The 21,648-nt window shown below is 73.5% G+C and carries 18 protein-coding genes; 12 read left to right on the forward strand and 6 right to left on the reverse strand.

Going from position 1 to position 21,648, the window contains the following annotated elements; genetic code table 11:
- Nucleotides 1-163 precede the first annotated feature (163 nt).
- Nucleotides 164-1,666 (reverse strand): FG-GAP repeat protein, encoded by a 1,503-nt coding sequence (locus ACFYWX_RS45210; RefSeq protein ID WP_389431283.1) that lies wholly within the window; start codon nucleotides 1,664-1,666, stop codon nucleotides 164-166.
- Between the two features lie 345 nt (nucleotides 1,667-2,011).
- Between ACFYWX_RS45210 and ACFYWX_RS45215 the strand changes: the two genes are divergently transcribed.
- The 7 genes from ACFYWX_RS45215 (at nucleotide 2,012) to ACFYWX_RS45245 (ending at nucleotide 7,956) form a co-directional block, all read left to right on the forward strand.
- The gene (locus tag ACFYWX_RS45215; protein WP_389431285.1) at nucleotides 2,012-2,476 is read left to right on the forward strand and encodes a hypothetical protein; all 465 of its coding nucleotides are present in this window, start codon (nucleotides 2,012-2,014) and stop codon (nucleotides 2,474-2,476) included.
- 188 nt (nucleotides 2,477-2,664) lie between these two features.
- Nucleotides 2,665-4,089 (forward strand): ATP-binding protein, encoded by a 1,425-nt coding sequence (locus ACFYWX_RS45220; RefSeq protein ID WP_389431286.1) that lies wholly within the window; start codon nucleotides 2,665-2,667, stop codon nucleotides 4,087-4,089.
- Nucleotides 4,086-4,511: a roadblock/LC7 domain-containing protein gene (locus ACFYWX_RS45225; protein WP_389431287.1), complete on the forward strand. Its 426-nt coding sequence runs from the start codon at nucleotides 4,086-4,088 to the stop codon at nucleotides 4,509-4,511. Before ACFYWX_RS45220 ends, ACFYWX_RS45225 begins: the two co-directional genes overlap by 4 nt.
- Nucleotides 4,508-4,870 carry a DUF742 domain-containing protein gene (locus tag ACFYWX_RS45230; RefSeq protein WP_389431288.1) on the forward strand — a complete coding sequence of 121 codons (363 nt, stop codon included), beginning with the start codon at nucleotides 4,508-4,510 and terminating at the stop codon, nucleotides 4,868-4,870. Before ACFYWX_RS45225 ends, ACFYWX_RS45230 begins: the two co-directional genes overlap by 4 nt.
- Nucleotides 4,842-5,468: an ATP/GTP-binding protein gene (locus ACFYWX_RS45235; RefSeq protein ID WP_389431289.1), complete on the forward strand. Its 627-nt coding sequence runs from the start codon at nucleotides 4,842-4,844 to the stop codon at nucleotides 5,466-5,468. Before ACFYWX_RS45230 ends, ACFYWX_RS45235 begins: the two co-directional genes overlap by 29 nt.
- Nucleotides 5,465-6,733, forward strand: a complete 1,269-nt coding sequence (locus ACFYWX_RS45240; RefSeq protein ID WP_389431291.1) for a cytochrome P450 — start codon at nucleotides 5,465-5,467, stop codon at nucleotides 6,731-6,733. The genes ACFYWX_RS45235 and ACFYWX_RS45240 overlap by 4 nt, the downstream gene beginning before the upstream one ends.
- Nucleotides 6,730-7,956, forward strand: coding sequence for a cytochrome P450 (locus tag ACFYWX_RS45245; RefSeq protein ID WP_389431292.1), 1,227 nt, complete (start codon nucleotides 6,730-6,732; stop codon nucleotides 7,954-7,956). The genes ACFYWX_RS45240 and ACFYWX_RS45245 overlap by 4 nt, the downstream gene beginning before the upstream one ends.
- A 141-nt stretch (nucleotides 7,957-8,097) precedes the next feature.
- Here the strand turns inward: ACFYWX_RS45245 and ACFYWX_RS45250 are convergent, their stop codons facing one another.
- Nucleotides 8,098-9,606 carry a helix-turn-helix domain-containing protein gene (locus ACFYWX_RS45250; protein ID WP_389431293.1) on the reverse strand — a complete coding sequence of 503 codons (1,509 nt, stop codon included), beginning with the start codon at nucleotides 9,604-9,606 and terminating at the stop codon, nucleotides 8,098-8,100.
- A 157-nt stretch (nucleotides 9,607-9,763) separates the two neighbouring features.
- Between ACFYWX_RS45250 and ACFYWX_RS45255 the strand changes: the two genes are divergently transcribed.
- From ACFYWX_RS45255 to ACFYWX_RS45270, 4 genes are all read left to right on the forward strand, one after another.
- The gene (locus tag ACFYWX_RS45255; RefSeq protein ID WP_389431295.1) at nucleotides 9,764-10,384 is read left to right on the forward strand and encodes an L-threonylcarbamoyladenylate synthase; all 621 of its coding nucleotides are present in this window, start codon (nucleotides 9,764-9,766) and stop codon (nucleotides 10,382-10,384) included.
- 135 nt (nucleotides 10,385-10,519) lie between these two features.
- Complete coding sequence (locus tag ACFYWX_RS45260; RefSeq protein ID WP_389431296.1) at nucleotides 10,520-11,275, forward strand: dienelactone hydrolase family protein; 756 nt, start codon at nucleotides 10,520-10,522, stop codon at nucleotides 11,273-11,275.
- Nucleotides 11,276-11,419: 144 nt separating this feature from the next.
- Complete coding sequence (locus tag ACFYWX_RS45265) at nucleotides 11,420-12,613, forward strand: glycoside hydrolase family 64 protein (RefSeq protein ID WP_389431297.1); 1,194 nt, start codon at nucleotides 11,420-11,422, stop codon at nucleotides 12,611-12,613.
- Nucleotides 12,614-12,825: 212 nt separating this feature from the next.
- Complete coding sequence (locus ACFYWX_RS45270; RefSeq protein WP_389431298.1) at nucleotides 12,826-13,857, forward strand: pentapeptide repeat-containing protein; 1,032 nt, start codon at nucleotides 12,826-12,828, stop codon at nucleotides 13,855-13,857.
- Here the strand turns inward: ACFYWX_RS45270 and ACFYWX_RS45275 are convergent.
- The 4 genes from ACFYWX_RS45275 to ACFYWX_RS45290 all read right to left on the reverse strand — a co-directional run bounded on the left by ACFYWX_RS45275 (nucleotide 13,796) and on the right by ACFYWX_RS45290 (nucleotide 20,815).
- Nucleotides 13,796-15,910 carry a prolyl oligopeptidase family serine peptidase gene (locus tag ACFYWX_RS45275; RefSeq protein WP_389431299.1) on the reverse strand — a complete coding sequence of 705 codons (2,115 nt, stop codon included), beginning with the start codon at nucleotides 15,908-15,910 and terminating at the stop codon, nucleotides 13,796-13,798. The genes ACFYWX_RS45270 and ACFYWX_RS45275 overlap by 62 nt on opposite strands.
- Before the next feature lie 68 nt (nucleotides 15,911-15,978).
- Entirely contained in the window at nucleotides 15,979-16,902 is a 924-nt protein-coding gene (locus tag ACFYWX_RS45280; protein ID WP_389431301.1) for an ADP-ribosylglycohydrolase family protein, read from the reverse strand.
- 75 nt (nucleotides 16,903-16,977) lie between these two features.
- Nucleotides 16,978-19,341 (reverse strand): zinc-dependent metalloprotease, encoded by a 2,364-nt coding sequence (locus ACFYWX_RS45285; RefSeq protein ID WP_389431303.1) that lies wholly within the window; start codon nucleotides 19,339-19,341, stop codon nucleotides 16,978-16,980.
- A 40-nt stretch (nucleotides 19,342-19,381) separates the two neighbouring features.
- Complete coding sequence (locus ACFYWX_RS45290; RefSeq protein ID WP_389431353.1) at nucleotides 19,382-20,815, reverse strand: MFS transporter; 1,434 nt, start codon at nucleotides 20,813-20,815, stop codon at nucleotides 19,382-19,384.
- 121 nt (nucleotides 20,816-20,936) lie between these two features.
- Between ACFYWX_RS45290 and ACFYWX_RS45295 the strand changes: the two genes are divergently transcribed.
- Complete coding sequence (locus ACFYWX_RS45295; protein WP_389431304.1) at nucleotides 20,937-21,626, forward strand: FadR/GntR family transcriptional regulator; 690 nt, start codon at nucleotides 20,937-20,939, stop codon at nucleotides 21,624-21,626.
- Nucleotides 21,627-21,648: the final 22 nt, after the last annotated feature.

The raw sequence follows: 21,648 nt of genomic DNA on the forward strand, positions 1-21,648 counted from the left end.
TTTTTTGTCTGGGGGGGGGGGGCGGCCCCCGCCGCGGGTGCGCGTCCACGGGGTCTGCGGCCCGGGGGGGGGGGTTGGTGGGGGGGGGGGGGGGGGCGGGCCCCCCCCCCCCCCCCGGACCACACGGCGTATCCGGTACGTCACCTGCCTGCGGGCCGGTGTCTCACTCGTCGACGGCGGCGCCGTAGCGGGAGCCCACCACCGGCGCGCCCAGCGAGCCGGCCCCGTACGACCAGGAGCCGCTCGCCAGCAGGCCGGACGGGCCGGCGGGCAGGACCCAGGCCACTCCGTCACCGGCGTTCTCGCCCGTCGCGGCGGCGACCAGTTCGGCGCGGCCGTCACCGTCGGTGTCGATCAGCCGGACCTGGGCGCCCCACGCGTCGTCGGCCTCGACGGTGCCGGGGACGTTCGCGGTGTTCTGGTCGAAGGACTGGCTGCCGGTCGCGGTCAGGCCGCCGGCGGAGCCGCGCAGCAGCCAGACCGCGCCGGCGTCCGCCTCGGAGCCCACGTCCTCGCCGGGCGCGCCGACGGCCACGTCCGCGTAACCGTCGCCGTTGACGTCGGCCACGGACACGTCGGCGCCCCACGCGTCGCCGTGCTCGCCCACGCCCGGGACGCCCGGGGAGTTCTGGGTCCACCACTGCGCCGAGTCCTCCTCGCCCACGGGGCCGTCCTCACCGCCGTAGTACACGCCGATGAGTCCGCCGGTCAGGCCCTCGGCCTCGTCGTCGGGGCTGCTGACCTGGCCGACCACGAGGTCGTCGTAGCCGTCCCTGTCGATGTCGCCGGAGGCGGTGGAGATGCCGCCGCGCAGGTCACGGAGGTGGGTCATGCTCGCGCCGCCGGCATAGACGGCCGACCAGCCCTGGGCGTAGTCGTCCTCGGGGCTGAAGCCGGAGACCACGAGGTCCGCGAAGCCGTCCTTGTCGTAGTCACCCGTGGTGAGGTAGGCGGGCTGGATGCGGTGGCCCTCGGGGTGCTGGGCGGTGCCGAGGCGGGCCGTGCGGGTGAGCTTGCCCTGGCGGTAGGTGAAGACCTGGGCTCCGGCGTCGTCGAGTACGGCGATGTCGTCGTTGGCGGTCGCCGAGGAGAAACGGGCCGCGGCGAGGGCCGCTCCGAAGCGAGCGCCGGCGGTGGGGGTCGGGGCGGTGAAGGAGCCGTTGCGGGTGCCCAGGCCCTGCGCGGAGCCGTAGAGGACGGTGACCCGGCCGGCGTCGGCGACGCTGCCCTCGTCCTCGCCGGGCGCGCCGATGATCGCGTCGTCGTAGCCGTCGCCGTCGATGTCGCCCGAGGCGACCGCCTGTCCGAAGTCGTCCCAGGCCTCCGAGGTGCCGGGGACACCGGCCGTGGACTGGCTGAAGACGGCGGTGCGGCCCTTGGGGACGCTGGTGTTGGTGCCGATGCCGTTCGGGGCGCCGTACTGGACGGTGACGTATCCGGCGCCCTCCTTGCCGTCGACTCTGCCTTCGGGCGCGCCGATCAGCATGTCGGCGTAGCCGTCGCCGTTGAAGTCGTTGTTGCGGTCGGCGGCGCTGGTGCCTCCCGGGACGCCCGCGTACACGGCCGGGGCGGCCAGCATGGCGGCTCCGGTCAGCAGCAGGAACGAGGCTGCCGTGACGGCGGCGGAGACACCGGTGCGGCGGGTCGTGCGCGATGTGCGGGACATGCCTGTTTCCCCCAGGTGAGACGTGTGGTCGTGGTCGTGTCGGCGTATGCGGTCGAGTACGGGCTGTGTGCCGGATCGGACTGGTATACGCCCGTTCTTCGCCGACGCCTGGTTCGACACGAGACGGCCCGTAGGAGTTGTGGCGTCCCCGGGGGCTGTGACGGGTCAGTGACAGCTGTTGCCGGAAGCGGACATTCAGCCCACGTCTTCCCAGGAAGCGGTCTGGCGGATCGCTGGGAAGCGCCAGGGTGCGCCACCCCTTCCGTGCCGTAGAAATGTCCACAAGCATGCATATGCCGGATCGACCTGCCGGGTGGGCCGAGCGGACGTCACACGGAGCCGGACATGAGCGATGGGATGTGGGCGCGCGGCGTGGAGTGGCTTGCCGCTGCCGCGCCGGACCCGCGGGCCTGCAAGCGGGACTGGGACCAGGGCGACGGCATCGCGCTTCTGAAGGCCGGCCGGTACTGGGACGTGCTGAGCGTTCCCGAGCGGCTGGGCCTGCTCACGCTGGACCTGCTGTGGCAGTCGTCGCCGCCCCTGCCGGGGCCGACGCTGGTCGACACGGCCGCCCGACGGGTGGGTTTCTTCCTGCCGCCCGACCCGGGCAGCGAGTGGGTCGGGGCGGGACTGCGACACGCCGGCAAGGGGGCGTGGGTCGCCGTTCCTCCCCCGTACCGGCCGGGCCGGTTCATGGAGTGGCTCGTCCCGCCCGACGGAAGTGGCGCGCTGTACCCGCCGACGACGCTGGAACTCGCGCTGCGTCGGGCCAACGGGACACTCGCCGTGCTGGCGCCGTCGGGTGACTAGCGTCAACTCCATGAGCTCGTATGGCATTTCAGACAGTTGACGCAGAAACGAAGAGAGGACGGTCACTTTCCGAGCGAACTATCACTCGACCGTGCGAGATCGGTCAATGGCGGTGTGTACTGTGCTGCGAGCGCCCCACTCGAGGTTCTCGGACCCTGCCCTGCCCGACCTTTCATGGAACCGCTTCGATGATCGAATTACCGGACCTGGCCGTCGGCGGTCTCGCCGCCGGCACACTGTCCGCGCTCGCCCTCGGCGGCGGGCTGTTGCGCTCCCGGCGTCAACGGGCCAGACAGCGCACCGAGATCACCGCGTTGCGCGCCCAGATCGACGGTCTGATCCAGGCGTTCACCGCCGAGGTCGAGCACCTCGCGGAGCGGCGCGTGCCCGCCGCCGCCCGTCAGCTGGCACACCCCCACGTCGTGGTGCCGGGCCCGCTGCAGCCGCAGACCACCGGAACGCACATGGGCACCGCCCTCGACGGCGTGCTGAGCGGACTGCGGGCCGAACTGCTCGCGCAGCGCACCCGCGTCGACGCGGCCGCGCAGGCCGGACTGCGCGGCGCCACCCGCGAGATCCAGGCGGCGCTGTACCGGCTCCAGGACGCCCTGCGGGGACTGCAACAGCGCTACGACGACCCGGAGTTGGCGCAGACGCTGTTCCAACTGGACCACGAGAACGAGCAGTCGCTGCGGCGGGCGCAGGTCACCGCCGTGGTGTGCGGGGCCTGGGTGGGGCTCGCCCGCGAGGAGTCCCACCTGGTCGACGCGGTGACCGGTGGTCAGGCCCGGCTCGCGGGCTACCACCGGGTCAAGGTCCACAACCATCTGGAGACGGGCACCGCCCTCGTCTCGCACGCCGTCGAACCGGTCGCCATCATCGTCGCCGAGCTCCTGGACAACGCCCTCAGGCACTCCGCTCCGGACACCGAGGTCGTGGTCGGTCTCGAACACGTCCACCACGGCGTCTGCGTCACCATCGACGACGCGGGCCTGGGCATGACGCAGGACGAACGGGCCCGCGCCCAGCGGCTGGTGGCCGGCAGCGACCCGATCCTGCTTACCGAACTAGGCGACCCGCCCCGCATGGGACTGGCCGCGATCGGCCGGCTGACCCGGCAGTTCGACCTCGGCGTGGACGTCTCCTCGCCCTCCCCGTACGGCGGAGTGCGGGCGGTCCTGCGCGTCGACAGCCACCTGCTCAGCCGTCTCGACCCCGCCGAGAAGCCGCCCGCGGCCAGCGCGCCGCGCACGACCCGCCGGGCCGTGCCGGAGGACCGCGGCGCGTCGTCCGCATCGGCCCACGGCTACGGCAGCGAACAGGACGACCCCGGGGCGCCGGCCGCGCCGGGGCACCACGATCCGGGGGACAACGGCGGCCTGCCGCAGCGGCGGCGCCGTAGCCGGGTGGCCGTCCAGGAAGCGCCCGAACCGGCACGTCCGGCGCGGCGGCCCGAGGAGGCCGCGGCGGCGCTCGGCGCGCTGCAGTCCGGCACCGCGGCGGCACGCGCCGCAGCCGCCGAGCGGGACACGGGCGGGCACACCGACGGACACACCGACGGGTGGCCCGCCGACACCGAACCGACCGACCACGAGGGGGGAGCGGCCCGATGACCAGCCGCGACATGAGCGACACGGCATGGGTGCTGGAACCGATCCTTCAGGTGCCGCACGTCGTGGCCGCCGTCCTGCTGACCAAGGACGGGCTCGTCACGGGGTACACCGACGCGCTCTCGCAGCCGTCGGCCGAGCGGGTGGCCGCGATCACCAGCACCGTGCAGGGGGCGTGCCGTACGGCGGCCGCCGCCTTCGCCGACAAGGACCGGGCCGAGGTACGGCAGGTCGTCATCGAGTCGGACCACGGGTACGTGCTGATCGTGCCGACCGACCACGGCACCTGTGTGGCCGCGTACGGGGACGGCGAGGTGCGTCTCGACCTGCTCGCGCACCGGGTCCACTCGCAGGTGGCACGGATGGGCGAGAAGGCGATGGCCGCCGCGCCACGAGGGGCCGACGGCGACGACACACCGGCATGACCGGCCGCCCGGGCGGCCGTCCTCTGGTTCCCGCGTACCTGTCGACCGGGGGCGTGGCCGAGCACCGCGGGTTGCGGCTGGACCGGCTCTCGGTCCTGAACCGCAGCGACGAGGACCTGCCCGCGGGCCTGCCCGCCGCCCAGCTCGCCCTCCTGGACGCGCTGGACGGCGGTTCGCTGACGGTCGTGGAGGCGGCGGCGCTGCTGCGACTGCCGGTCTCCGCGGTGCGTGTGCTCGCCGCCGACCTCGTCGAGAGGGACCTCGTCCTCGCCCGTCCGCCGATCCCGCCCGCCGCACGGTTCGACCCCGACCTGCTGAAGAGAGTGGCCGATGGCCTCCGCGCCCTCAAGCATCCCTAGCATGCCCGGCAGCCCGAGCGCCCTCCACCTGCCCGACACCGCCCGCGACCTCGTCAAGATCCTGATCACGGGCCCCTTCGGGGTGGGCAAGACGACCCTGATCGACTCGGTGTCCGAGATCCGGCCGCTGCACACCGAGGAGCGGCTCACCGAGGCGTCCGCGCACGTGGACGACCTCGACGGGCTGCGGGACAAGACGACGACCACCGTCGCCATCGACTTCGGACGGATCAGCCTGTCCGACAGGATCGTGCTCTACCTGTTCGGTACCCCCGGGCAGGAGCGGTTCCGTTCGTTGTGGGACGACATCGCCCATGGGGCGCTCGGCGCGCTCGTCCTGGTGGACAGCCGGCGCGTCGAGGCGTCGTTCGACGTGCTGGGTCTGGTGGAGGAGAGCGGGCTGCCGTACGCGGTCGCCTTCAACGTCTTCCCGGACGCGCCGCGCCACTACAGCGAGGAGCAGTTGCGCCGCGCACTGGACCTGGAGCCGGGGACGCCGATGGTGGCCTGCGACGCGCGGGAGCGGAACTCGTCCGTCGACGCGCTGCTCGCGCTGGTCCAGTACCTGATGGAACGCGACCTTCCGGAGAGCCGTTGACCACCCCTTCCCCCGCGAGCCCCTCCCCTGCGGCCTCTTCCCCCGCCCAGGAGGCCTTCTCCCGCTCGGTGCCCGTGCGGTTGTGGGAGGACGGTTTCGCGCTCGACCCGTACCGCTACTACGCCGCGCTGCGCGCCCAGGGCCCGATCGGCTGGGCGGAACTGGCGCCGGGCGTCCCGGCGTACATCGTCACGGACCGGCGGGCCGCGCTGGAGCTGCTGCACGACACCGAGACGTTCTCCCACGACCCGCGGCCGTGGGAGGCGACCGTCGCCGACGACGCGCCGATCCTCGGCATGATGCGCTGGCGGCCCAACGCCCTGTTCTCCGACGGAGCCGCCCACGTCCGCTACCGCACCACCCTCATCGACGTCTTCGAGCTGGTGGAGCCGTACGACCTGCGGGCCCGCGTGCACCGGGCGGTCGACCTGCTGGTCGGCCGGGTCGGTCCGAAGGGCGAGGCCGACCTGGTGGCCGACTTCGCGCGGCCGATGATGGCGCTGGTCTTCAACGACCTGTTCGGGATGCCGGACAGCGACGGCGACCGGCTCAACGAGGGCCTCGGCACGATGATGGAGGGCGGCCCGCGGGCCGCCGAGGGCGAGGCGCAGTACGCGGCGTACGTGCTGGACCTCATCGCGGCCAAGGCGGAGCGGCCCGGCGACGACCTGCCGAGCCGGCTCCTGGACCATCCCGCGGGGCTGACCCCGGAGGAGGTCACCTGGCAGGTGTTCCTCACCCTCGGCGCCGGGTACGAGCCGACCGCGAACCTGCTGTCGAACGCGTTGTCGCGCATCCTGGGCAACCCGGCCTTCTACTCCACTCTCACCAGCGGGGCCCGCCCCGTCATGGACGCGGTGGTGGAGGTGCTGCACCACGAGACGCCGCTGGCGAACTACGGCATCTACTACGCCCGCGCTCCCGTCGCCTTCCACGACGTGTGGATCCGGGACGCGGTGCCGGTGGTGGTCTCCTACGGCGCGCTCGGGCACTTCGCCGAGCAGGAGCACGGCGCGGACCGGCACCCGGGCGACGCCTCGCACCTGTCCTGGGGCGCGGGCCCGCACGCCTGCCCGGTGAAGCGGCACACGCTGCTCCTCGTCACCGAGGCCATCGAGCGGCTCACCCAGTGGCTGCCCGACCTGGAGCCCGTACTGCCCCGGGACCGCCTGAGCTGGCGGCCGGGCCCCTTCCACCGCTCGCTCACGGCGCTGCCCGTGCGTTTCCGCCCCCGCTCCCCCGACCAGCCAGGAGAACCCACGTGACCGTGACCGACCGCATCGCGCTCGACCCGTTCGGCGCCGACATCCCCGGCGAGAGCGCCCGGCTGCGCACCCTCGGCCCGATCGTGCCCGTCGAACTCCCCGGTGGCATCCCCGCCTGGGCGCCCACCGACTACGACACCCTCAAGGAACTGATCCTCGACCCGCGGGTCAGCAAGGACCCCCGGCTGCACTGGAACCTGTGGCCGGAAGTGGGGCAACACCCGTCCTGGGGCTGGATCCTGGGCTGGGTCGGCGTGGTCAACATGCTGTCGACGTACGGCCCCGACCACACCCGGCTGCGCAAGCTGGTCGCGCCGAGCTTCACGCACCGGCGCACCGAGGCGCTGCGGCCGCGGGTGGAGGCGGTCACCAAGGACCTGCTCGACGCGTTGCACGCCTGCGGTGACGAGGTGGTGGACCTGCGGGAGGGGTTCGCGCATCCGCTGCCCATGCGGATCATCTGCGAACTGTTCGGGGTGCCCGAGGAGTTGCGGGAGGCCACCGCCCGGCTCATCGCGGCCATCATGGACACCTCCGACCCGAGCCCGGAGCACGCCGCGTTCGTGCAGGAGCAGATCGGCACCGTCCTCGGCGCGCTCATCGCCCACAAGAGCGAGCATCCTGGCGACGACATGACGACCGAGCTGATCCGGGTGCGGGACGAGGACGGCGACCGGCTCAGCGACGAGGAGCTGCTGTACACGCTGCTGCTGGTCATCGGGGCGGGCTTCGAGACGACCGTCAACCTGATCGGCAACGCGGTGGTCGCCCTGCTGCGGCATCCCGAGCAGCTGGCGGCCGTGCGGCGCGGGGAGATCGGCTGGGACGCGGTCGTCGACGAGACGCTGCGGGTGCACCCGTCCATCGCCTCGCTGCCGCTGCGGTTCGCCGTCAGTGACCTCACCGTCGGGGACGTCACGATCCCGGCCGGGGACGCGATCATCACGACGTTCGCGGCCGCCGGCCTTGATCCGGCGCACTACGGGCCGGACGCGGACGCCTTCGACGCCACCCGCGGGGCCGACGACCATCTGGCGTTCGGGATCGGTGTGCACCGGTGCATCGGCGCGCCGCTGGCGCGCGTGGAGGCGCTGACCGCGCTGCCCGCCCTCTTCGATCGTTTCCCGGGGCTTGAACTGGCCGTCGCCGGGCAGGAGCTGAGGCAGGTGCCCTCGTTCATCGCGTTCGGCTGGCAGGAGGTGCCGGTCCGGCTGCGGGGCTGACGTGCGCGGGGGCGCCGACCGGTCCCCCGTTCCGGTCGTGCCCCCGCGGGTGCGATGAATTTACGTGGACGGTGCTCCGCTTGTGAATCGCGTCCGTGCCCGCTCCCGGCGCCGGAGGGCTCACCCGTGCACAGGTGAGTCCTAATAGCCCGTTTTCGCCCGGTGCAGCTCGGGACGTTCGAGGTCGCCGGTGGCCAGATGGGCGAGGACGACCTCGTAGAGGTCGCTGCCACTGGCGAGGAGCTGGCGTTCGAGGACGGGCTCGGCGCCACGGACATGCTCGCGGACGGTCTGGGCGTGGACACCGAGCTGTTGTGCGGCGCGCTCGGCGTTCCCTCCGGCGGCGATCCAGGCGCCCAAGGTGCGGCGCAGGTCGCGCGCGTCGACGTCCAGGCGGCTCAGGAGGGCGTGTGCCCAAGTGCGCAGCGCGGGCCCGCCGAGCAGTTCCTCGAACCGGACGGCGGCCGGCTCGTCCCCGCTGTCGGTCGCCTGCTCCATGAAGCCGACCTGGGTGTTGAGGGCGAGGTGGACGGCGGCGCGGACCGTGAGGTCGGAGAAGTCCGCGCGCAGCAGGGCCTCCACGCGCTCCATGCGGGCGCGCACGGTGTTGCGGCTGACGCCGAGGACCTTGGCCGCGCTGACGGCGGTGAACTCCAGGCCGAGGCGGGTGGTGGCGAGCAGTTCGGCGCGGGTGTGGTGCGGGAGGGTGTCGAGCGGGCGCAGCAGTCGGGTGGTCCAGGTGCGCAGCGCGTCCGGGTCCATCAGGCGTTCGGGGTGGGTGCGTTCGGCGTAGACCGCCGCCTTGTCGGAGCGGAAGCGGGCGACGGCGAGGGCGCTGACGGCCTGCCCGTAGGCGGTGGCCGTCTGGGCGAGGCTCTGCCGGGTGCTGCCGCCGAGGAAGGTGTGGGGGTTGCGGTGGAGCAGGGTGCGCAGTTCCGCGGCCGCGGTGTCGCGGGGCGACACGACGATCACGTGTCCGTCCATGGCCGGGCAGCGGACGACCAGGGCCTGCTGCGCCGTGACGTCGATGCAGTCCTCGGCGAGCCGGTCGCGTTCCTCGGGGCGGCTTTCGACGACGTAGACGCAGGCCGTCTCGGTGTCGAGCAGGCCCGGCCACAGGCCGGCGGCGACGCGGCGGGCCGCGATGATGTCCTCGACCATGAGCAGTTGCAGGATCGCCAGGCGCAGGTCGGAGGTGGCCCGCTTCAGGCGGCGTCCGGTCGCGGTCGTCTCGCGGGCCCGCAGCAGGAGTTCGAGCACCGCGGCGGTGTGCGTGACGACGTCAGAGGCGCGCCGGTCGAACGGGGCCGTGCGCGCGACGACGAGCACGCCGGCCGACCCCGGATGCGGGAGCGCGACCCGGACCAGGCGCAGGTGCTGTCCTCCGCCCTCCCAGGCGGCGGAGGCGATCCGGCCGGTGCGGATGTCGGCCAGCAGGTGGTCGGTCGGCGGGGGCGGCGGTCCGGCGAGGAGAGCGCCGGTGTCGTCCTGGAGGGAGGCGGTCGCCCCCAGGGTGCCGGCGAGCCAGTCGACGACCTTGCGGACATCGCGCCCCGCGGGTCGCAGATGGTCGAGGAGTTCCTCCGCCCACGCCGCGTCCCCTCCCGGGGGCACGTCCGTACGGCGGTACCGTTCGTCCCGGCCAGCCATCTCGGCCTTCTCCTCGTCCCTAGCGTCAGCCCTGCGCGCACCCCCCGTTCGGGGACGTTACCTCACGCCGATGTGAGCGCCGCCACGACCACCGGGCGCGGTCGCCCCGGGCCGGGGGCGACATGAGCGGGGGCCGGGGACGGCATAAGCTCGACAGATGGCCAAGTACTACGACGTGCACCCCGACAACCCGCAGCCGCGGACCATCTCCCAGGTGGCCGACAGTGTCCGCTCGGGGGCGCTCATCGCGTATCCGACGGACTCCTGCTACGCCCTGGGGTGCCGGCTGGGCAGCCGTGACGGCATCGACCGCATCCGGACGATCCGGCAGCTGGACCACCGGCACCACTTCACCCTCGTGTGCCAGGACTTCGCGCAGCTGGGCCAGTTCGTGCACGTGGACAACGACGTCTTCCGCGCGATCAAGGCCTCCACACCCGGGAGTTACACCTTCATCCTGCCCGCGACGAAGGAGGTGCCGCGCATGCTCCAGCACCCCAAGAAGAAGACGGTCGGTGTGCGCATCCCGGACCACGTCGTCACGCAGGCGCTGCTCACCGAGCTCGGTGAGCCGCTGCTGTCCAGCACCCTTCTCATGCCCGGCGAGGAGGAGCCGATGACCCAGGGGTGGGAGATCAAGGACCTGCTCGACCACGCGGTGGACGGGGTGGTCGACTCCGGGGACTGCGGCACCGAGCCGACGACGGTCATCGACTTCTCCGGGGGCGAGGCGGAGATCGTCCGGCGGGGCGCGGGGGACACCGGGCGGTTCGAGTAAGGGGTCCTTAAAGGGACGGTCTGCGCGTCGGGGGCCCTCGCGGCCGGTTGGATGGTGCGTGCAACGATGATCGCGGCCCGGCCCGTCGGGCCGGCGACTCAGCTCACCGTCGACTGCGCAGAGAGGTGGTTGCTCATGACCTCCGTTCAGGGAACAGCCGTGGACATCCCCACCGAGGACGGCACCGCCGACGCCTATCTGGCGCACCCCGGCGACACGAACCCCCGTCCGGGCGTGCTGCTCTACCAGGACGCCTTCGGGCTGCGTCCGCACCTGAGGTCGATGGCCGACCGGCTGGCGGCGGCCGGTTACACCGTGCTGGTGCCCAACGTCTTCTACCGGCACGGGCGGGCCCCCGTCTTCGAGTTGCCCGAGTTCATCGACACCACCGCGCGCCCGGAGATCTTCGACGCGATCGTCCCGGTGATGCAGTCGCTGACGCCTGAGCTCGCCATGCGGGACGCCGACGCCTATCTGCGGTGGCTCGAGGGCAGCCCCCTCGTCGCCGACGGCCCGGTGGCGCTGACCGGCTACTGCATGGGCGCCCGGCTGTCCCTGCTGACCGCGGGCACGTATCCCGAGCGGGTCGCGGCGGCGGCCGGGTTCCACGGCGGGCGGCTGGCGACGGACGCGCCGGACAGCCCGCACCTGGTCGCCGAACGCGTCACCGCGGAGCTCTACTTCGGCCACGCCGACGACGACCCCTCCCTGCCGCCCGAGCAGATCGAGCGCCTGGAGGACGTGCTGACCGCGGCCGGCGTCCGCCACCAGTGCGAGGTCTATCCCGGCGCCCACCACGGCTTCACGCAGAAGGACACCGCCGCGTACCACCAGGAGGGCGACGAGCGGCACTGGGTGGCGCTGCTGGACCTGCTCAAGCGCACGTTCTGATCACTCGGGGGCGCCCGCGACGGACGGCCGCGGGCGCCTCTTCGTGCGCAAGTCATTGACATGCCCACACCTCGATGCGACGTTGAGAGCGCTCTCAACTAGGTACGGACCAACCCCACAGGCCTACCCGCACGGAGGTGGAGAGTGCTTCGCACCCTCAGGTCCCGGCTCGCGACAGCGGCGGGAGCCGCCGCTCTCGTCGGCACGTTGCTCACCCTGGGGCCGCCGGCCCAGGCCGCCGTCCCCGACACCATCCCCCTCAAGATCACGAACAACTCGGGCCGCGGCGAGCCCCTCTACGTCTACAACCTCGGCACCCTCCTGACGACGGGCCGGCAGGGCTGGGCGGACGCGAACGGCACGTTCCACGCGTGGCCCGCGGGCGGCAACCCGCCCACTGCGGCACCCGACGCCTCGATCGCGGGCCCGGCGGCCGGGCAGTCCACGACCATCCGCATCCCCAAGTTCTCGGGGCGGATCTACTTCTCGTACGGGCAGAAGCTGGTGTTCAAGCTGACCACCGGCGGGCTCGTGCAGCCGGCCGTGCAGAACCCGAGCGACCCGAACCGCGACATCCTCTTCAACTGGTCGGAGTACACGCTCAACGACTCCGGGCTGTGGCTCAACAGCACCCAGGTCGACATGTTCTCCGCCCCGTACGCGGTCGGCGTACAGCGCGCCGACGGGAGCGTGAGCAGCACCGGGCGGCTGAAGCCGGGCGGTTACCGCGGCTTCTTCAACGCCCTGCGCGGGCAGCCCGGCGGCTGGGCGAACCTGATCCAGGCCCGTTCCGACGGCACCGTCCTGCGGGCGCTCTCCCCGCTCTACGGTGTGGAGACGGGAGCCCTGCCGCGGTCCGTCATGGACGACTACGTCAACCGCGTCTGGCGGAGGTACGCCACGACCACGCTGACGGTGACCCCGTTCGCGGACCAGCCCGGCACGAAGTACTACGGCCGGGTCTCGGGCGGCGCCCTGAACTTCACGAACAGCACCGGCGCCATCGTCACCAGCTTCCAGAAGCCCGACGCGGACAGCGTCTTCGGCTGCCACAAGCTGCTGGACGCGCCGAACGACGCGGTGCGCGGCCCGATCTCCCGCACCCTGTGCGCCGGCTTCAACCGCTCGACCCTCCTGGTGAACCCCGACCAGCCGGACACCTCCTCGGCGAACTTCTACCAGGACACGGTGACCAACCACTACGCCCGCAAGATCCACGCCCAGATGTCCGACGGCACGGCGTACGCGTTCGCCTTCGACGACGTCGGCCACCACGAGTCCCTCGTCCACGACGGCAGCCCGCGGCAGGCCTATCTGACGCTGGATCCCCTCGACTGAGGCTCCCGGCGGCCCGGCCGAGGCCGGCCGCCGGGTCCGGGGCCCGTGTTTGAAGCGCCCGACGCGGGCGCATCCTCCTGCCAGTGCGGTCGGCGCGAGCGCGGAAGCGGTGGGGGATGGCGAGGTCGACTCGGCGACAGCGGGCGCTGCCCGGGCACCCGGTGCGCGAACGGACGCGTCCTGCCGTGCGGCGGGCAGGCGCGTCGCGGGCAGTGAACGCGGGCGTGGTGTGCGGGAGTCTGCTCGTGGTCGTCCTCGTCACCGTGGTGGCCCCTCGCTGGCTGCTGGGCTGGGAGGCCCCGGCCACTCCCGACGCCGAGCGGGCCAAGGCGGTCAACGACATCCGCACCACGCTGCTCCAGGGCCTGGCCGCACTCGCCGTGCTCATCGGCGCGTTCTTCACCTGGCGGCAGGTGCAGGTCAGCCGGCAGGGCCAGATAACCCAGCGTTTCACCGCGGCCGTCGAGCAACTGGGCAGCGCCAGTCCCGATGTGCGCCTCGGCGCTGTGTACGCGCTGGAGCGCATCGCCCGGGACTCGCCGGACGACGACGCCACGATCGCGGAGGTGCTGTGCGCCTTCGTCAAACGCAGTGGAACGACCGACCCGTTCCACGCGTGGCCCGTGCCGCGCGACGCGGCGCACAAACGCGAACTCGCCCTGGGCCACCGCGAGGACGGGCCCATGGCCGTACGCGCCGTCGACCGTCAGGCGGCGTTGACGGTGCTCGGCCGCAGGCCCCGGCGGCCGGACCGGCAGCGGCTGACCCTGGACTGGACGAACCTCCGGCAGGTCCGGTTGCCCTTCGCCGACCTCGCCGACGCCGACCTGCACTACAGCAACCTCGCGGTGGCCGGCTTCCAGGGCGTCGATCTGCGGCGGGCACAGCTGACCGGGACCTGGCTGGCGGGTGCCGTTCTCATCGACGCCCTGTTGCACCAGGCCGACCTGCGCGGTGCGCTCCTGTGGCACGCACGACTCGACGGAGCCGACCTCAGGGCCACGGACCTGACCGGCGCCGACCTGACGGGAGCCGTCCTCAAGGGCACGCGCCTGGACCAGGCCGACCTGCGCGGTGCGGATCTGACCGGCACCGATCCCGGCGCGGCCGGCCTCCTGGGCGCGGTGGCCGACGCCACCACCGTCTGGCCCGCGGGATTCGACGCCGCGGCGGCCGGTGTCGTCACCGCCGGGGAGGACGCACCGCCGTTGCGCCCTCAGTCCGTGCACGATCTTCCGCGGTGAGCCCAGGGGGCGACGTCCCACCCGCCCGCAAGTGAGCCTGGAAGAAGTCGACTTGGCGGTTCAGAAGGTCCTCTGTGCGGTGCGTGCCCACGGGCTGGTGGCCGGCGTCGGGGAGGAGCAGGACCTCGTGCGGGCGTCCGGCCCCTCGCAGGACCTCCGACAGGCGGAGGGTGTGGGCGGGCGGGACCTTGGGGTCGGCGAGGCCGTGGATCAGCAGGAGAGGGCGGGTGAGGTGCGGGGCTTCCGGGAGGAGGGAGCAGGCGTCGTAGCGTTCGGGGAACCGGTCGGGGTGGCCCAGGAACCGCTCTCGCCAGTGGGCGTCGTACAGCCGTTGGTCGGTGACGCCCGCCCCGGCCACCGCCGCGTGGAAGACGTCCGGGCGGCGCAGTACGGCCAGGGCGGCGAGGGAGCCGCTGAAGGACCAGCCTCGGATGCCGACCCGGCCGAGGTCGAGGTCGGGGTGGATGCGGGCGGCCTCGTGCAGGGCGGTCACCTGGTCGTCGAGGACGGGCCCGAACAGGTCGCCGTGAACCTCGCGTTCCCAGTCCGGTCCGCGTCCGGGAGTGCCGCGGCCGTCGGCGACGAGCACCGCGAACCCGTGCTCGGCGAACCACTGCGAGACCAGCGTCTTCCAGTCCACGTCCGCGGTGACCCGCAGGCCGCCCGCTCCGCCGTACGGGTCGAGCAGCACCGGGAGCGGTCCACCGCCCGGGCGGTGCCAGGAGGGGAAGTGCAGACGGGCGCGCAGCTCGCGCGGCCCGAGACGGAGACGGAGGGCGTGCAGGTCGAGAGCGGGGGACTCTGCGTACGAAGCGAGGGGAACGGGGGCAGGGTCGCAGACAGGGACGGTCGGCTTCCCGCGCCGGAGTGCGGCGGGTTCGGCCTGTCGCAGGACCACCGCCCGGCCGCCGGGACGGGCGCCGTCGCGGGTGACGCGGACCAGGGTGCCGGCGCGGCTCACCCCGTCGTGCACGCCGGGTTCGTCGCTCAGGCGTCGGATGCCCGAGCCCGCGCGGTAGGCCCACAGGTGGGTCTCGGTGGGCTCGTCGGACGCGGTGAACAGGACGTCGTCGCCGTCGATGCCGAGTACCGCGCGCAGTTGCAGCCCCGGCGGGGTGACGGGGACACCGTCGTCCGTGAGGTGGCGGGTGTCGCGCAGATCGCGGTGGGTGAGGAGGGAGCCGGAGACCATGCGGGCGGGGAGGCCGGGCACGAGCTGGACCCACGCCTCGTCGCGCTGCTCGCCCAGTACGGTTGTCCCGCCGTCGCTCGGCTCGATGCCGAGGAAGCGGACGGTGCGCTGGTTGCGGGACTGTACGGCGACGTACGGGCCGTGGGTGTCCCAGCCCGCGCCGATCACGTACTCGAAGGCTTTCCGGTCCCACTCGACCCCGGTGTGTGAGCCGTCGAGGTCGGCGAGCCACAGCGTGACGTCGGCGTTGGGGGTACCGGCCGCGGCCAGGTGCCTCACGGGCGGGGCGTCCTCGGCAGGGCAGGCCGGCCAGGGCCGGACGTGCGAGGAGTCCGTGCGGGCGACCAGGATCCGGGTGCCGTCGGGCGACCACCAGTATCCGCGCGCCCCGTCCAGGTGCGGTGCCGCGGCGAACTCGACGTCGGGGGCGTCCGGTTGGGCGAGGGCACGGTCCCGTGTCCCGTCCGCGTCGATGACACGCAGGGCGCCGCCACGGACGTAGGCGATGCGTCGGCCGGTGGGGTCGGGGCGCGGGTCGGCCACCTCGGACGCGGCGGGCAGCGGCCGGGGCTCACCCCGGTCGATGTCGACCGCCCACAACGCACCGGCCGAGGTGAAGGCGACGAGGCGACCCGTCCCGTCGGTCCCGTAGGCGTCGACCCCCTCCGCGGGCCCGGCCCGCATCCGCTCCGCACCCGAGGCGACGTCCAGCGCCCAGAGGCAGGCGGCGGGGGCGTCGCCCGCACGGCCGCGCAGATACAGGACGGTCCCTCCGTCGGACGTCACGGTGAAGCGGTCGGGGACACCGCGGGTGAAGCGGGCGGTGCGGACGAGCTGGCCGGGGAGCGAGGTGTGCGCCATGCACGGCGTCTTCCACCCCACCACTCAATCAAACTAGTGTTCGAAATTTTGAGGAGGTGGGGGAGGAGTCAGCGGCCCGCCGCGCGGGAGTCCCAGCCGCTCCACGCGGGGATGTCCTCTCGGGCCTGCCGCCAGGCGGCCGGGAGACGGGCCGTGCCGGTGCGGGCGGCGACCACGCCTCCCGCGATGGCGCAGGTCGTGTCGCGGTCGCCCCAGCCGGCGACGGTCTGCCACAGCGCCTCGGGCAGGTCGTCCAGGTGTCCCGCGGCGGACCACAGGGCGAACGGCACCGTGTCCTGGGCCGAGATCAGCGTGCCCGAGCCCAGCACGGAGGCGGCATGCCGCACCGAGGTGCGGTCGGGGAAGCCGGCGGCCACCAGCAGCCCCGAGCGGACGTCGCTCTCGGGTACGTGCGAGGCGACCTCCCGCAGGAGATCGGCGCGCGGAGAAGCGTCCCGACCCGCGCCGGCGGCCGCCAGCGCGGCGGCGACGGCCACGGCCACCGCACCCGCCACGGCCTCCGGGTGGGCGTGGGTGGTCAGCGCGGACAGCCTGGCCTGTTCGCCCGCGACCGCCGGATCGTCCCGGAACCAGGCACCCAGCGGGGCGACCCGCATCGCGGCGCCGTTGCCGTGCGAACCCTGCCCGCCGAACTGTCCCGTGGTGACCGTCCGCCAGTTCTCGCCCTCACCGATGCGCCGCAGCACACCGTGCATGGACGGGCCGTACTTGCGACCCGGGTCGCGGTCGTACTCGGCGGCGAACTCCCGCGCCAGGTCGTCCGGGCGGACCTCCCCATGGGCCGTCAGATGAGCGAACAGGACGAACGCCATGGCCGAGTCGTCCGTCCACAGCCACGGCGCGGGACGCAGCTCCCGCGCGGACCACATCTCCTCGACGGGCTCGCCTGAGAGCGTGAACCAGCCGTCACCGAAGGCGTCACCCATGACGAGCCCGTCAAGGCTGGCGTGGGCGTGCTGGGGAGTTTTCATGTCCGGGCTCCTCCGGCCGTGGCTGATCGGTCGTCACGGCATTCTCGCGAAGGCCGGACCTCCTCGGGAAACCGGTCAGTTCGGCGCCCCGGGCGGCACCCTCGGGAGCCGGTCCAGGCGTACCGGGCCGGGGTCGGTCAGATGGCGGCCGATCAGGTCGGCAGCCTCGTGTGCGTGGTCGTCGTCCCTGCGGCGCAGGTCCGTCGCCAGGCGGCGCAGGGTGCTGCGCAGGGAGGAGCGGACGGGTGGCTGGAGGGCGGGGTCGTCGAGGGTGGCGAGGAGGTGGTTCAGGAGGGTCCAGTCGGCGGTGTGCTGCACCGCCGTCCCGCCGGGGAGGTCGGCGGGCAGCGGCTCGCGGCGGTGCCAGGTCGCGGCCAGGAGCGCGTCCAGCAGGTCGGTGACACCGGGCACCTTCGGATGGACGGCGTGCTGCCAGGCGAGGCGGTTGAGGCGGGTGGGCTCCAGCAACGGTTCCGTCACCAGGGCGGCGGCCGCCCGGACCGCTTCGAAGGGGTCGAAGACATGGCCCGCGGCGGTGTCCAGGTACTGGTCGGTGCGGGTGTAGCGGATGGCCGGCGGGGTGAGGGTGTCCAGGACGGCCGTGGGCAGGGCGAGATGCTCGGCGCGCAGCAGGGCGGCCAGTCGACGCAGGGCGCGCTGCTGGGTGTCCGCGTCGACCGGCTCCGTACCGCCGCCGCTGCGCTCACCCGCACCGGCCGGGTCCGGGCCGCCCTCGCTCCGCTCCCCCGCGTCCGCCGGCTCCGTACTGGCTGCGCTCCGCTCCCCCGCCAAGCCGTAGGTGTAGCGGACGCCGCCCACCAGGCGGGCCACGGCGGTCACCTCGTGCCGGTGCAGGAGGTGGAGCAGGGCGGCGCGTTCCTCGAGTTCGCCGGTCTGGCGGTCGGGAGGGAGGACCGCGTGGGAGAAGCCGTCCAGGGCGATGCGGCGGGCACGCAGGACCGTGTCCAGGGCCTCCAGGGCGGAAGGGGACGTCACCCAGGGGACGCCGTCGGCGTGGGCCGCGTGCGGGCCCTGGGCGTCGGTGTCCGTGACGTAGGCCAGGCCTGAGGCGGCGGCCTGTCGGCGCAGTGCGGCGAGCGCCGTGTCCTCGTCCGGGAAGTGGCCGTAGGCGTGCGCGACGAGGAAGTGGTCCCACGGGCCGAGTCCGGTGGCGTACGCGGCGGAGAGGTCGAGGGTGTCGTCGGCGGTGACGCGGATACGGGCGTGCGGGTAGTCCATGACGGACGGCTTCGGATGGTGCGTACTGGCGAAGTTGTGCATGAAGCCGAGTGCGTGACCGATCTCGTGCGCGGCGAGCTGCCGCAGCCGGGCGAGGACCAACTCCTCTACGGTGGCGATCCGTTCGGCCTCGTCGGGGCGACCGTAGGGGGCGAGCAGGGACTCGCCGAGGGCGCGGACCTGCTCGATGCGCTGGGAGCCGAGGCGGACCCGGGCGTGCAGGATCTCGCCGGTGCGCGGGTCGGTCAGACCCTGCCCGAGGGACCAGCCGCGGCCCGCCCGGTGCACCCACACCACGCCGTTGACGTCGGGGTCGTAGGGGTCGAAGTCGTCGCCGCCGACCTCGACTCGGTACGCGTCGGGGAACCCGATCCGGGCGAAGCCGTCCCGCCACCAGTTGCCGCCCTCGACGACGGCCGAGCGGAAGGGTTCGGGGATGGCGGGGTCGACCTGGAAGACGATCGCGGGACCGCCCGGCTCCACCCGGAAGCGGGGCTGGAACCTGACCTGCCGGTCCGCGAGGCCGACGAGGGCGTGGTCGTCGTGCCCGATGCCGTAGCCGCCCGACGCGGGGTGGTAACGGCGGGGCGGGAGCGGGGAGTCGGGCAGCCTGAGCAGGTTCAGCTGCTGGACGACGGTCACGGCGCGCGGGTCGGCCGCGACGGCCCGTACGGCCTTGCCCCGGCCCGGGCCGCGGAAGGTGAGGAGCGCCGGGAGACGCACGCCGCGCGGGCCGCTGCGGCTGTCGGCGACGAGGGGCAGGCTCGCCGAGGCGTCCAGCGCGTACTCCCCCTGGTCCTCCTCGCACAGGTGCTCAGCGACCCGGTCGTGGTCGTACAGGACGAGGTCGGTGGCGTCGACGACCGCCGCACCGTCCTCCTCGCGCAGCACCGGCCCGCTCCACACCACGGACAGGGCGAACGACTCCTCCCCGGCGCGTACGGCGGCCGCGTCGCCGCTGGTCAGGAAGTGCTTGTTGCGTACGGCGAACAGGATCCGGTCGCCGACCCTGCGGAACTGTGCCGACCGGGCCTTGCCCGCCCTGCCCCGGTCCAGCTGGAGAGCGCTGGAGCCGAGGCCCTGGGAGAGGGACACGGTGAGCAGGAAGGGCTCGTCGAAGCGGCGGATACCCAACAGCAGCCGGTCCTGGCGGTGTTCGGGGTCCGGGACGAGGTCCAGGAAGCTGCCGTCTTTGCTCATGCCGAGCCTCTCTCGGTGGGGTGACGTGGTGCGGGTCTGCTCAGCCGACGGGGCGGTCGCGGCCCGCGAGCAGGCCCGCCACCAGTTGCACCGGCATCAGCGCGGACAGGAGCAGCAGCGGCGCGTGCCAGCCGCCGGTGTGCTGGTACAGCGCGCCGACGAGGACGGGGCCCGGGATCGACAGCAGGTAGCCGGTGCTCTGCGCGAAGGCCGACAGCCGGATCACCGTGGCGCCGTCCCTGCCGCGCATCCCGATCATGGTGAGCGCGAGGGGGAAGGAGCAGTTGGCCACGCCGAGGAGGACGGCCCACAGCCACGGTGCCGCCGCCGGGGCCGCCCACAGTCCCGCGTACCCGGCGAGGCCGAAGAGCCCGATCGTGACGGCGACCGCGCTCTGGTCACGCAACCGGCCTGCCACAGCGGCCAGCGCGAGGGACAGCGGGATGCCGAGGACCGAGGTGACCGCGAACAGCACTCCCGCCTTCTCCGCGGACAGGCCGGCGTCACGGAAGATCTGCGGCAGCCAGCCGATGACGACGTAGGCGGCGGTGGCCTGGAGCCCGAAGTACACGGCGAGGGCCCAGGCGGTCGGGTCACGGGTGAGCGGGAGCGGTGGCGAAGGCTCATCGGTGACACCGCTCACCGATGGCCGGGAACGCGGCAGCCCTGGCGGAACGTGCGACGCCGTGACCTCGGACGGCGCCTCTTGACGGGGCGCGGTGGCGTCAGCCCCGGCGGTCGGGTCACGGGTGAGCGGGAGCGGTGGCGAAGGCTCTTCGGTGGCACCGCTCACCGATGGCCGGGACCGCGGCGGGCCCGGCGGGGCGTGCGACGCCGTGACGTCGGACGGTGCCTCCCGGCGGGGCGCGGTGGCGCTGGCCGGCGTGGGCGCGCGGGCCACCGTGGCATCGGACGGCGTGGTCTTCCCGGACGCGCGATGTGCCGCCTTCGCCCGGTCCCGTGCCAGCACCAGCCACGGTGGTACGGCGACCGCCGCGAGCAGCGCCCACGCCCCCAGCCCCATCCGCCAGTCGCCCCCGAAGGCCTGCGCGAGCGGCACGGTGACGGCGGCGGCGGTGGAGGCGCCGACGTTGAGGGCCATGGAGTAGAAGCCGGTCATCGCCCCGACGCGCTCCGGGAAGCGTTCCTTGACCACGACGGGCAGCAGGACGTTGGCGACGGCGATCCCGGCCAGCGCGAGGATGCTGAGCGTGACGAACAGGGCGGCATTCGGGGCGAGCGGGCGCAGGGCGAGCCCGGCCGTGACGGCGGCCATGCCGGCCACGACGACGGCGTCCGGGCCGTGCCGGCGAGCCAGCCGCGGGGCCGTGAAGCCGACCAGCGCGAAGCACACGGCCGGCATCGAGGTGAGCAGTCCGGCGAGCGTCGCGCTCATCCCGAGGCCCGCCCGGGCCTCCTCCAGTACGGGGCCGACGCCGGTGACCGCGGGCCTCAGGTTCACCGCGGCCGACATCAGGGCCACGACGGCGAGGCGGCGCAGCCATACCCCCGGGCGGGCGGAGTCCCGCTGTTCGTCACCCCGGCAGGAAGCCACTGCTTCGTCATACGACACCTTCGCATCGTATAATCATGGGATGAGTCTACGTCCAGTCCCCCGCCCGACGGGGCTGTTCGACGGGGTGGTCGCCCGGCTGCGGCGGCAGATCACCAGTGGTACGTGGCCGGTGGGGTCGCGGATTCCGACCGAGCCGGAGCTGGTGGCGCAGCTCGGGGTGGCCCGCAACACGGTGCGCGAGGCGGTACGGGCGCTGGCACACAACGGCCTGCTGGACATCCGGCACGGCTCGGGCACCTATGTCGCGGCGACCAGCGAGCTGGCGGGCGTGATGCAGCGCCGTTTCGCCGACGCCGAGCAGCGGGACGTGGTCGAGGTGCGGGGCTCCCTGGAGGTGACAGCGGCACGGGTGGCCGCGCTGCGGCGCACGGCGGAGGATCTCGCGCTGCTGGAGAAGGCACTGCGGCGGCGGGAGGACGCCTGGGAGAACGGGGGCCGGGACGCCTTCGTGGACGCGGACGCCGCCTTCCATCTGGCGGTGGTCGCCGCGTCCCACAACGAGGTGCTGGAGGCGCTGTACACCGACCTCGCCCCGGTGATCCGGCGGTCGCTGCGCGGCCACTTCGACGCGGGACTGCGCCCCGAGGACTACATGGACCACGCCCGGCTGGTGGCGGCGATCCGCGCCGGGGACGCGGACGCGGCGGCGGCCGAGGCGGCGTCCCACCTGTCGGGCTGCCGGAACGCGGCGCCCGGCCCCGGCCGTTGAGGAAGGCACGGTGGGGGACGCG

Origin of the sequence: Streptomyces sp. NPDC002888, from assembly GCF_042888465.1 — a bacterium.
GTDB lineage: Bacteria > Actinomycetota > Actinomycetes > Streptomycetales > Streptomycetaceae > Streptomyces.